The organism is Acinetobacter sp. ANC 7912 (assembly GCF_039862785.1).
Lineage (GTDB): Bacteria > Pseudomonadota > Gammaproteobacteria > Pseudomonadales > Moraxellaceae > Acinetobacter > Acinetobacter thermotolerans.
This window is the reverse complement of sequence record NZ_CP156795.1, coordinates 2,750,318-2,762,744: the sequence shown is the minus strand read 5'-3', so window position 1 is coordinate 2,762,744 and position 12,427 is coordinate 2,750,318. Positions and strand designations below refer to the sequence as shown.

Below are 12,427 nucleotides of genomic sequence, written 5' to 3'. Positions count from 1 at the left end.
ATAGATCAGCTTCGGTTTTTTGATTCACGTATTGATGATGGCAATACGGCTTCAATCTTTAAACGATTAAAGTCACCTGAACGCTTCACTGGCGGACGAGCGGTGCATTGGATGTGAGTAACTTTCACTGTCACATTGCTCGAAGAGCATCTCTTCTTTGTAGATAGAGTGTCTTGATACGGAATTATCGTCGTATCTTTACAAACTGTGCAGATCCAATGCATCAGACGCTGTAGCCTGAAGTCGTTTTCCAGGGTGCGACTAATCTGATGTGTATCAGTTTACGTTTAAAAGCCAACAAAGTTGGCAGCATATTTTTTCCGGCAAACTGATTTATGTACCCGAGGTACAATTAAACGCAACAGTTTGCTTTTTTGCCGATATAATAAGCCTTCGGCGTCGGCATAATTCTTTTGGGACCTTCCCGTATTATGTGAGGCTTTAATTGAATGATCATGCACAGAATTAGACCTGGCAGTCACTCACTTTCACTCACAAACGATGGTTTCCGTGCGCTGACTATATCAAACCTTGCATCATCTGCCTATGGGCTAAGCTTATGTTTCTTGTGTAAAGCATAGCCTAAGTGATCAATATTTAATCAATTTCAATCAATTTTTAGGTCATAGTAACTGTATGAATTCTACGCAACAATGGCAAAACGTCACGTGGTTTGAGGTGGATGAACACCAAGACGGACAGCGAATCGATAATTTCCTGTTTAGTCGTCTGAAAGGTGTACCCAAAAGCCGCATCTATCGTTTGATCCGTGAAGGCCAGGTTCGCGTTAACAAAAAACGGATTAAGGCAGAAACCAAACTGAATATTGGTGACCAGATTCGTGTTGCCCCCATCCGTTATGAACAAAAAGATGAGTCTGCTGCGCCAGTGTCTGACAAAGTGGCACAAGGCCTTTTGGCGCGTGTGGTGTATGAAGATGAAGGTTTGATGGTGGTGAATAAGCCATCGGGAATTGCCGTTCATGGTGGTAGCGGTGTGGCTTATGGTCTGATCGAAGGCCTGCGTGCAGCAACTGGTAAAAAATATCTGGAGTTGATTCACCGCATTGACCGTGATACTTCCGGTCTGGTGATGATCTCGAAAAAGCGTAGTACCTTAAAAACGCTACAAGATATGCTACGTGAACACAAAATCCGTAAAACCTATGCTGCCATTGTCAAAGGTCAGGTGACGCTGGACAAGCAACTGATTGATGCACCTTTACACCGTTACGAATTGTCTAATGGTGAACGTCGTGTCCGTGTCTCTAAAGAAGGCAAAGAGTCTAAAACCCAGTGGAATGTGGCAGAGCGGTTTATGCATGCGACACTGGTGTATGCCTCTCCGCTGTCTGGTCGTACCCACCAGATTCGTGTGCATGGTTTGAGTATTGGTCACCCGTTAGTTGGGGATGAAAAATACGGTCACCAGACTGAATACAATGGACCGAAACCACGTCGTTTGTGTCTGCATGCAATGCGTCTGGAAATTCCGGGTTATCCAGTGATTGAAGCACCATTGCCGGAAGATATGCAGAGTCTGGTGGCGCAGTTAAGAGCGCAGAAGCCGGATTAAAAAACTCTCTCCTTGAGTCGCACTGCTGTGCAAGTCTCCTCTCAGGAGAGGAAAAGTTGCGGTAGTAAATGATATCTGCATTTGAAATGCGTGAAAGGCGACAGGGATGTCGCCGTTACGCTGTGGTATAGGGATGTACCATCAGCGTAACAAAGGATTTTTTGCTACTTTTCATCCTTGAAAAGTAGATAATACCTATGCAGAAACAGCTGCTCACTGACGTTAATTGTGGTAGTGAATTAAGTTAACTCACCTCTCCTAAACCCTCTCCTAGAAGAAGAGGGCTTACAGACACTGAATCAAATACTAGGAACCTTATATGAATTCACCTATAAAACTGGTCATTTTTGATTGGGATGGCACTTTATTTGATTCAGTGGGTCAGATCGTGTCGAGCCTACAGTTTGCTGCGCAGCAGTTTCAGCAACCGCTGACCGATGCAGATGCGAAGAGCATTATCGGGCTGGGTCTGCCTGAAGTGGCACAGCGTTTGTTTCCAACTGTGCCAGAATTACATGCGGATATTCTGCAAGCCTATTCAGAACACTATGTGGCAAACTCGGTGAATGATGCCTGGTTCGATGGCGTGTCAGACATGCTATATAGCTTAAAAGGTGAAGGGATTAAGCTGGCGGTGGCAACGGGGAAAAGCCGTAAAGGTTTAGACCGAGTGCTAAAGCAGACAAATAGTTTAGAGCTATTTCATGCCACCCGTGCAGCCAGTGAAACCCGTTCCAAACCGCATCCACTAATGCTGGAAGAAATTCTGGCTGAAACTGGAGTAAATGCGCATGAAGCGATTATGGTGGGGGATACCTCTTATGACCTGGAAATGGCCATGAATATTGCCATGCCAAGTGTTGGTGTGGCTTATGGCGTGCATACGCCAGAGACTTTGGCGCAGTTTAATCCGCTGTCGATTGTGAATGATGTCAGCAGTTTGCATGAGTTTTTATTGGCTAAAGTCCAATGGAAGGAAGCGATTTAATCTGGTATTCTGCTTTTCATTAAGAAACAGGTATTCTAGTAACCGGGAATGCCTGTAACTGGGTTAAATTCGTGCTTTTAGTCTCATCTTTTAGTCTAATGCTGCAAACTTGACCAAATTAAACCAAGAATATTGTTGATGATTTCACTCGGAATTTTTCTGGAGAAAATAAATAAATCACTGTTTTTATTCAATTAATATAATAAATATTTATAGTTAATAGCTATAGCAAAAAATAAAATAACTATTGGCATTCGTTTCCTAATTTTCCCATTCTTAGACTGTTTATTTTTATGCTCTTTTCAGGATAGGTCTATTTCCCAAATTGCAGATGCTCGTATCGCGGTTTGTTGAGGTCTATTTCTGGATTTCAGCATAAGCCTCATTTTTGCAGTTTAAGGAAACATTGATGTCGAATTCTGCTGTTGTTGAATCAGTTGCACAAGCATTACGTAGCGCTGAATTATCAAAAACTGCGATCGCACCGATCCGTCCACAACTTGGTGGTGAAAGTGCTGACGTGGATATCGCATACGCCGTTCAGGAAGTAAATACAGAGCGTGCATTGTCTGAAGGTCGCCGTTTGGTCGGTCGTAAAATCGGTTTGACATCTAAAGTTGTTCAAGCGCAACTCGGTGTAGACCAACCTGACTTCGGTATGTTATTTGCCGATATGGCCTATGGTGATGGTGAAGCGATTCCTGCAGGTCTATTGATTCAACCGAAAGTTGAAGCAGAAATTGCATTGGTGATCAAAGAAGACTTAACCAAAGCAAAACACACGTATGCAGACATTATCAGTGCAACTGATTATGCATTGCCTGCGGTAGAAGTGGTCGATAGCCGTATCGAAAACTGGAAAATCAGCTTGATCGATACTGTGGCTGATAATGCATCTTCTGCTGCATTCGTTCTGGGCTCTAAGCCTGTCAAACTGAAAAACCTTGATCTTGTGAACTGCAAGATGGTCATGACACGTGGCGACGAAGTGGTTTCTCAAGGCGTGGGTAAAGCATGTCTGGCAAACCCATTAAACGCTGCTGTGTGGCTGGCAGACGAAATGGTACGTCGTGGCCGTCCATTGCTGAAAGGCGACATCATCCTGACTGGTGCTTTGGGTCCAATGGTTGTCGCACAACCAGGCGACGAATTTAAAGTTGAAATTGAAGGCTTCGGTTCTGTAACAGCTGCTTTTGCTGCTGAATAAGGGAATATAAGAGAGTACATTCATGAAAAAGATTAAATGTGCATTGATCGGTCCAGGTAACATTGGTACTGACTTGCTTTATAAACTGCAACGTAGCGAATGGTTAGAACCAGTATGGATGGTGGGTATTGACCCAACTTCTGAAGGTCTGGCGCGTGCAGCGAAAATGGGCCTAAAAACCACTGCTGAAGGTGTAGATGGTCTGCTTCCTCACGTAGTTGAAGATGACATCAAAATCGCATTTGATGCAACTTCCGCTTATGTACACGCTGAAAACAGCCGTAAGCTGAACGAGCTTGGCGTGTTAATGATCGACTTGACTCCAGCTGCAATCGGTCCTTACTGCGTACCGCCAGTGAACCTTGAAGCATTGCTTGAACAAGGCGAAGTGCCAAACGTAAACATGGTGACTTGTGGTGGTCAGGCAACAATTCCTATGGTTGCAGCAATTTCTCGCGTTCAGCCTGTGAACTATGGCGAAATCATCGCGACTGTATCGACTAAGTCTGTAGGTCCAGGTACGCGTAAAAATATCGATGAATTCACTCGTACGACTGCAGGTGCGATTGAGAAAGTCGGCGGTGCGAAACAAGGTAAAGCGATCATCATCATTAACCCGGCTGAGCCACCACTGATGATGCGTGACACTGTTCACTGTCTAGTAGAAGGTGAGCCAGATCAGGCAGCGATCACTGAATCTGTATACGCGATGATCAAAGAAGTTCAAAAATACGTACCAGGTTACAAGCTGGTCAATGGTCCAGTATTTGATGGCAACCGCGTATCGATCTTCCTTGAAGTTGAAGGTCTGGGTGACTTCCTGCCGAAATATGCAGGTAACCTCGACATTATGACTGCAGCAGCTGCACGTACCGCAGAAATGTTTGCAGAACGTGTTTTAAATGCAGTTGAAGCTTAAGGAGCACCTTCATGTCTAAGATTATTATTAATGATATGACTTTACGTGATGGTATGCATCCAATGCGCCATCAAACTACACCTGAGCAAATGGTTGCAATCGCAACTGCTTTGGATGATGCCGGTGTGCCTTTAATTGAGGTCACTCACGGTGACGGTCTTGGCGGTAACTCTGTGAACTATGGTTTCGCAGCAGCGACTGACGAAGAATATTTAAAAGCGGTGATTCCAAACCTTAAACAAGCCAAAGTGTCTGCACTTTTACTTCCTGGTATTGGTACTGTTGATCACCTGAAAATGGCACATGATGTAGGTGTAGCAACCATCCGTGTTGCGACTCACTCTACTGAAGCGGATGTTTCTGAACAACATATTACTGCTGCTCGTAAACTGGGTATGGACACTGTGGGCTTTCTGATGATGGCGCACATGGCTTCTCCAGAAAAACTGCTTGAAGAAGCACAAAAAATGGTGTCTTACGGCGCTAACTGTATCTATGTGACTGACTCTGCAGGTTATATGCTGCCTCAAGACGTAACTGACCGTGTTGGTATCTTGCGTGGCAACCTAGGTTCAGACATCGAAATCGGTTTCCACGGTCACCATAACTTAGGTATGGGTGTTGCCAACTCTGTTGCTGCAGTTCAAGCCGGTGCAACACGTGTTGACTTGGCATCTGCTGGCCTGGGGGCTGGTGCAGGTAACACTCCACTTGAGTTGTTTGTGGCAGTTGCAAACCGTATGCAAATCGAAACTGGCGTGGACCTGTTCAAAGTTCAAGACGTTGCAGAAGATCTGATCATCCCAATGATAACTCACCAGATCCGTGCGGACCGTGATGCAGCAACTTTAGGTTATGCTGGTGTTTACTCTTCATTCCTGCTATTTGCTAAACGTGCTGAAGCAAAATATGGCGTATCTGCTCGTGAAATTCTGCTTGAGCTTGGTCGTCGTGGCACCGTTGGTGGTCAGGAAGATATGATTGAAGACTTGGCACTAACTATGGCAAAAGCTAAAGAGCTGCAAGCTTAATAGTTAAAAGCTAAGTTTAAAAAAGCGTCCGAAAGGGCGCTTTTTTTTATGCTTTAAATTTAAAAATATTTAAACAACAAAATAAGAGCTCAAGTTATTTATTGCACATTTATGCTGTTAAAAATAAATATTTGAATTGCACAATAAATCTCCTGTATTAAATACTTATAATATTTTTTATAAATACAAATTATAGTTTTTTAGTATCATAGAAAGTCTTAAACATGAAAACGATTAAAAATTGGTATTTTGATGAAGAAATTGCATTTTTATAAAGAATTTGAAATACAGAACAAAGGGTTATTTTCGTTAATCAGTCAAATCTGAAAAAATCTCTAAGATTTCAAAAATATTAAAAAAATGAAAAAAATATCTCTTTAAATTTAGAAGCTTAATTTGTACAAAAATCGTAATACTGTGGTCGGATTTTAAAGCAAGTCATTGTTTAGCATGATGCTGCCATCACTTCTTATGTTGGTTAAGGACAAAGAAAATGCGTCGTCATAATTTATGGATAGCAATCATTGCTGCAACAGCGACTTTAGGAACAACAGCTGCTCAGGCTGATTTGATTGACGACAGTAATGTTCAGCTGAAATTACGTAATTTCTATTTAGATCGTCAAATTGATCAATCAGACAAAACTAAAACTCAGGACTTTGGTAGCTGGTCACAAGGTGTAACTTTAGACGCTAAATCGGGTTATGCAGATATCGGTCCGGTGAAGGTAGGCGTAGATGTACTGGTTCAACATGCAGTACGTTTAAGTGGTGATCGTGGTGATGATGATTACATTCTGCCATTTGAAAATGGTAAACAGGCACGTGACTTCGGTCGAGTAGGCGCTACGTTAAAAGCGAAAGTTTCTGAAACTGAACTGCGTGTTGGTGAAATTCTACCGGCTACACCAGTCGTGCACTTTGACCCGTCACGTCAACTGCTAACCACTTATAATGGTGTTTGGTTAGAATCTAAAGATATTGATAAAACTAAAATCACATTGGGTTATCTGGATAGTATTAATGCCCGTTATGAAAATCAGGCACATGATTTTAAATTATGGCCAAATGCTTTAAATACAGAAACCAAACAGCTTAAATCTGGTGATAGCGATGGTATGTATGTCGCAGGTATTGATTACCAAGCTACACCTGAGTTGGGCTTAAGCTACTTTTATGGTGATGTGACCAATATCTACCGTCAAAACTATCTTGGTGTGGCATACAATAAAAAGTTAGATGACAGCAACAAGATTGCGACTCATGTGCGTTATTTTGATAACCGCGAGTCAGGTGATGCCCTGTACGGAGATATCGATAGCCAAGCACTTTCATTAAAAGGTGCGTGGACACACGGTAATCATACTGTAGATGCTGGCTATCAACAGATGTTTGGTGAGCATGGAGATCAGGCTCCGTTTTTCCCAACTTTATCGGGTTGGGTTCCACAGCCTTATTTAGCCAACTGGTCTGTAGCAAGCTTTATCCGTCAGGATGAAAAATCTTGGAGCTTGGGCTATACCTATGACTTTAAGGATGTAGGTGCGCCGGGTCTGACTGCAACTGTACGTCATTATGATGGCTGGAATATCAAAAATGGTAATGGTACACGTGGCAAAGAAGACGAGAACAACCTGATCGTAAATTATGTGGTACCTGAAGGTAAGCTGAAAGGTTTAGGCTTCCAGTACATGTTTATCGATGTGGATTATCGCAATGTACCGGGTTTTGCGGATTTACAAGAACATCGTGTTGCAACAACCTATACCTATAAATTCTAAAATTTAGAATGCGAAAAAGGCGGGGCGTAAGCTCCGCTCTTTTTTGTTGTATTTTTGCTGTCTAAATCCTGAGTTTTTATAAGGTTTTATTTGTTAAATATTCATATAAAACAATAATTTAAATTATAAGTTTTTTATAGTATGCAATCGTAATTTTGTATCAGTTGACTCGCCCTGAGCGGTTAATATAAGGGCGTAAAAAGTTATTTTTTAATGAGTCAACTTGACGTCGACCTCTGAATAGATGGACACGCAAGCTAAAGACTGTACGAGGAATCAACATGAGTACTGTTCAAATCCCTGATTATAAAACAGATCCATTCTTTGGCTTAGAAGATAAATGGATTGAAACTGCAGAAGGTGAGTTGACTCACTACCACGAAGTGGGCGAGGGTACACCTATTCTATTCCTGCACGGTTCTGGTACTGGCGTATCTGCTGCTGCAAACTGGTGGTTAAACCTGCCTTCAATCGGTGAGCAAGCGCGTTGTATCGCGATTGATACCATCGGTTATGGTCAAACTGTTGTTGCACCTGGCACCAAATACGGTATCCGTGCTTGGGTTGACCATGCAGTGCGTACGCTGGACGCACTGGGTATCGAGAAAACCTGGTTAGTGGGTAACTCACTGGGTGGCTGGTTAGCATTCCAGATGGCACTGGATTATCCTGAACGTGTTCTGGGTATTGTGTCTATGGGTACTGGTGGTGCAAAACAGACTGCGGCACTGAAAGCACACGCAAACCCTGTTCTGACTGAAGAAGGCATCAAGAAAACCCTGTCTATGTTCGTGGTGAACAAAGACCTGATCACTGATGAGTTGGTAAAAGTACGTTTTGACTCTGCGAAAAACGATTATGCTTCTGACCGTCTGATGGACGTAGTTGGCGCACGTGACCGTGACCGTTTCGAATTCCCACTCGACTTCGAAAAAATGAAAGACATCACTGTACCTGTACTGCTGATCCACGGTACTCAGGACGTGGTCATTCCGGTTTCTCGTACATGGGATATCCTGAACATCGTACCAAATGCTGATGCACACATTTTCAGCCAATGTGGTCACTGGTCTCAGGTTGAGAAAGCAGAAGAATTCAACACTGTGATCAAAGATTACCTGGCGGCTCGCGGCGTAAAATAAGTCGTATCTCGTCTAAAAAGGATGGCTTCGGTCATCCTTTTTTTATATCTAAAAGATGTCATTCCGGAGGTAAAATGCGGACGATTTTCATTCAATCCTGATTTAGATTTAAACCTAATTTACACAATATTTTTAGCGTCTAAATCCTTTATTTCAGTCCAAAAAACCGTATTAGACTTAAGTTGTAAATGGTAGGGGTATTTGGGTGATAATTGATCAATTTTGTCAGATTAATAGTTTTTTTTGATGTCGCGATTGCTGCGAGAAGCATGGCAGATAGGAAATCCGAGTAAATATTTGTGATTAAAAAATGATCAATTAAATCATGAAAAATAAAAAACGCGCTTCTGAATGGTTCAGAAAGCGCGCTGGTCTTCGCCTAAAGGCTTAGGCCTGTTCGTTGCGGTTAATATCCAGATAGAACACACGTGTCAGTAATTCAAGGAATTTTTGTACACCGACAGACTTGCTGTCTTTGCGGTAACTGACATAAAGGTCCAGATAAGGCAGCTCTACATCCAAAGGTCGAATAACGGTGTTATTCATGGTCAGTGGTACGATATAGCCTGGCAGGATGGTACAACCCAAACCAATGCCGATCGAGTTGATGTTAAACAGAATATTGTCTGCTTTTTGCACAATATTGAATTCGATGCCATGGGCTTTGGCAAAGTCGAGGATAGCATTGTGCAGGGTTAGCGACTGTTCTGCAGAAGGAATAATAAAATCAATGCCATTCAGCGCTTTTACCGGAATACGGTCATATTTCGCCAGCGGATGATCTTTAGGTAGAATGAAAATCAGCGGTTCGCGCAGCACAAACTGGCTTTCGATCTCATCGCTATTGAAGTTATGACGGGTAAAGGTCAGATCCAGCTCACCTTTTTTCAGTAATTTCATCTGCTCAGTGTTGTTTAAGCTGAGTAGCTCAATTTTCAGATCCGGATTCTGGACACGCAGATTTGGCAGTACATAAGGGAAAATCTTCATTTCTGCCACAGGTACAAAGCCGATCCGCAGCATCTGCTGCTTGGCCTGAGAGACCTGACGGGCCATGGCAATGGCTTTATCCGCTTGTGCCAGCGTTAGACGTGCCTGCTCAAGGAAAACGGCACCTTCTTCGGTGAGTTCAACTTTACGTTTGGTGCGGTGCAGCAGTTTTACACCGACATCTTCTTCCAAATCCTTGATTTGCTGACTGAGAGAAGGTTGCGCCGTATAAAGTTTGAGAGCCGCCTTACTGAAGTTCAATTCTTCAGCAACGGTAATAAAGTAACGAAGATGTCGTAATTCCATATAACTAGCCCGCCGAGTAATCCAAAAAATGTATTACTATAATTTTCTTGCAGTATAGTCTATAAACAACTATATGGTGAAGATTATTTTGATATTCAGAAAGTAAATGTATGTGTCGTGAAAAAAGTGCTTAAATAGAAAATAGTGCAGCCCAAATAATTGATGAAATCTATTAGTTAAAACAAAAAAAATATTTCCTCAAATCCCCTCAAAAATCCATCATCGTTGAAAAGTTGAGTCTATTACTTTGTGCCACGATTGGTCACAGGAGAGCTTTTCATGAGTGGAAAAATTGATGTGCGCGAAATCGACGCTTTAGTCGATGCACAAAATGGACGTATCACGCCATCTATCTATACAGATCCTGACATTTACGAATTAGAACTTGAACGTGTCTTCGGTCGTACATGGTTATTCCTTTGCCATGAAAGCCAAATTCCTAAGGCCGGTGACTTCTTCAACACCTATATGGGCGAAGATCCAATCATCGTGGCTCGTCAAAAAGACGGCTCAATCAAAGCATTCTTAAACCAATGCCGTCACCGCTCTATGCGTGTGAGCTTCGCAGACTGTGGTAATACCCGTGCATTCACTTGCCCATACCACGGCTGGTCTTACGGTATTGACGGTTCTCTGAAAGACATTCCGCTTGAAGATCGTGCTTACCCACATGGTGCATGTAAAGAGCAATGGGGTCTGGTAGAAGTTAACCGTGTTAAATCTTATAAAGGCCTGATCTTCGGATGCTGGGATGAAACGACTCCAGATCTAGAAGAATACATGGGCGATATCGCTTGGTACTTGGACGGTGTTCTTGATCGTCGTCCTGGCGGTACAGTGATCGTCGGTGGTGTACACAAATGGGAAATCGACTGTAACTGGAAATTCGCAGCTGAACAGTTCGCATCTGACCAATATCACGCATTGTTCTCTCACGCATCTGCGATTCAAGTTCTTGGTGCAAAACCAGACGACGAATCATCTAAGAAATTAGGTGCTGCACAAACTGCTCGTCCAGTTTGGGAAACTGCAAAAGACGCAATCCAATACGGTTCACGCGGTCATGGTTCAGGCTTCTTTTTCACTGAAAAACCAGATGCAAACGTATGGGTAGACGGTGAAGTAGCGAACTACTTCCGTGAAACTTACGAAGAAGTGAAAGAACGTTTAGGTGAAATCCGTGCACTGCGTCTTGCTGGTCACAACACCATGTTCCCAACACTGTCTTGGTTGAACGGTACTGCAACACTTCGTGTATGGCACCCACGTGGTCCTAACAAAACTGAAGTTTGGGCATTTTGTATCTGTGATGCGGACGCACCAGAAGACGTTCAAGCAGCATTTGAACGTTCTGCAACACGTGCTTTCGGTCCTGCTGGTTTCCTGGAGCAAGATGACTCTGAGAACTGGATCGAAATCCAAAAAGTATTACGTGGTTACAAAGCTCGCCAAAACCGTTTGATCATGGAAATGGGTAAAGGCAACGAGAAAGTACGTGAAGATGGTATCCCTGGTATCACCAACTACATTTTCTCTGAGACTGCAGCACGTGGTATGTACCGCCGTTGGGCAGACCTGCTGATTCATGAAAAATGGGAAGACGTTGAAAAAGCGGCTGACGAATATGAGAAGGAGCTTATGAAATGAGTCAAATCAGCTTAGAACTTCATCACCAAATTAGTCAGTTCCTGTATCAAGAAGCCAAGCTTCTTGATGACTGGAAATTCCGTGAATGGTTAGACACGCTGGCTGAAGATATTTCTTACACCCTGCGTACTACACCAAACGCTCAAACCCGTGACCGTCGTCGTTCAGTTGAACCACCTACAACTTGGGTATTCAACGATACGAAAGATCTTTTGGAACGTCGTGTTGCACGTCTGGAAACTGGTATGGCTTGGGCTGAAGAGCCTCCATCACGTACTACTCACATGGTGAGCAACGTGATTGTTGAGCCAACTGAAGTGGAAGGCGAATACGATGTGTACGTGACATATCTTCTGTACCGTACTCAAAAAGAGAAAGACGTTACGATTTACTGTGGTAAACGTCATGACAAGATCCGCAAAGTTGAAGGCGGTCTGGGCTTCCAGATCTTCAACCGTAAGATCACCCTTGACCAAGTTACCTATAACTCACATAACCTGAGTGTGTTCTTCTAATGAATAAGATTTTTGTTTGCCAAGTTGACGAATTGGACGAAGGCGAAGCGTTGAAAGTGGACTGCGGTGTAAACGGTATCGATGCACTGGCAGTATTCAACAACGGTGGTGAATTCTTTGCAATGAACGACCGCTGCTCACACGGTAATGCTTCTATGTCTGAAGGCTACCTGGAAGACGATGGTACAGTGGAATGCCCACTTCATTCGGCTCGCTTCTGCTTGAAAACCGGTCAGGCACTTTGCTTACCAGCAACTGACCCAATTCAAACATTCCCAGTTGTAGTTGAAGACGGCGCATTATATGTAGAGATGGCAGGAGAGTAAT

Annotated in this window: 11 protein-coding genes; 10 read left to right on the top strand and 1 reads right to left on the bottom strand. The window is 43.2% G+C overall.

Translation table 11 applies throughout. The features are described 5' to 3' along the window. Positions 1-636: 636 nt before the first annotated feature. From ABEF84_RS13550 to ABEF84_RS13520, 7 genes are all read left to right on the top strand, one after another. A complete protein-coding gene (locus ABEF84_RS13550) occupies positions 637-1,575 on the top strand; it encodes an RluA family pseudouridine synthase (RefSeq protein WP_034587919.1) in 939 nt (312 codons plus the stop codon). A 319-nt stretch (positions 1,576-1,894) separates the two neighbouring features. Further along, complete coding sequence (locus tag ABEF84_RS13545) at positions 1,895-2,563, top strand: HAD-IA family hydrolase (RefSeq protein ID WP_347454673.1); 669 nt, start codon at positions 1,895-1,897, stop codon at positions 2,561-2,563. A 409-nt stretch (positions 2,564-2,972) separates the two neighbouring features. After that, positions 2,973-3,770: a 2-keto-4-pentenoate hydratase gene (locus tag ABEF84_RS13540; protein WP_034587924.1), complete on the top strand. Its 798-nt coding sequence runs from the start codon at positions 2,973-2,975 to the stop codon at positions 3,768-3,770. A 22-nt stretch (positions 3,771-3,792) separates the two neighbouring features. Beyond that, positions 3,793-4,689: an acetaldehyde dehydrogenase (acetylating) gene (locus tag ABEF84_RS13535; RefSeq protein WP_034587926.1), complete on the top strand. Its 897-nt coding sequence runs from the start codon at positions 3,793-3,795 to the stop codon at positions 4,687-4,689. An 11-nt stretch (positions 4,690-4,700) separates the two neighbouring features. Further along, complete coding sequence (gene dmpG / locus ABEF84_RS13530; protein WP_347473695.1) at positions 4,701-5,720, top strand: 4-hydroxy-2-oxovalerate aldolase; 1,020 nt, start codon at positions 4,701-4,703, stop codon at positions 5,718-5,720. A 493-nt stretch (positions 5,721-6,213) separates the two neighbouring features. Then, positions 6,214-7,500, top strand: coding sequence for an OprD family outer membrane porin (locus tag ABEF84_RS13525; protein WP_034582870.1), 1,287 nt, complete (start codon positions 6,214-6,216; stop codon positions 7,498-7,500). 281 nt (positions 7,501-7,781) lie between these two features. Further along, entirely contained in the window at positions 7,782-8,642 is an 861-nt protein-coding gene (locus tag ABEF84_RS13520) for an alpha/beta hydrolase (protein ID WP_347453216.1), read from the top strand. Positions 8,643-9,029: 387 nt separating this feature from the next. Here the strand turns inward: ABEF84_RS13520 and hcaR are convergent, their stop codons facing one another. Then, complete coding sequence (hcaR, locus tag ABEF84_RS13515; RefSeq protein ID WP_347454674.1) at positions 9,030-9,938, bottom strand: DNA-binding transcriptional regulator HcaR; 909 nt, start codon at positions 9,936-9,938, stop codon at positions 9,030-9,032. Positions 9,939-10,217: 279 nt separating this feature from the next. On the opposite strand from hcaR, the gene hcaE reads away from it, so the two are divergent. From hcaE to hcaC, 3 genes are read left to right on the top strand one after another with little or no spacing between them, the layout of a single operon-like run. Continuing rightward, positions 10,218-11,585, top strand: a complete 1,368-nt coding sequence (gene hcaE, locus ABEF84_RS13510; protein ID WP_347453214.1) for a 3-phenylpropionate/cinnamic acid dioxygenase subunit alpha — start codon at positions 10,218-10,220, stop codon at positions 11,583-11,585. Next, positions 11,582-12,100, top strand: a complete 519-nt coding sequence (gene hcaF, locus ABEF84_RS13505) for a 3-phenylpropionate/cinnamic acid dioxygenase subunit beta (protein ID WP_004781816.1) — start codon at positions 11,582-11,584, stop codon at positions 12,098-12,100. Before hcaE ends, hcaF begins: the two co-directional genes overlap by 4 nt. Next, positions 12,100-12,426, top strand: a complete 327-nt coding sequence (gene hcaC, locus ABEF84_RS13500) for a 3-phenylpropionate/cinnamic acid dioxygenase ferredoxin subunit (RefSeq protein ID WP_034582862.1) — start codon at positions 12,100-12,102, stop codon at positions 12,424-12,426. The genes hcaF and hcaC overlap by 1 nt, the downstream gene beginning before the upstream one ends. Position 12,427: the final 1 nt, after the last annotated feature.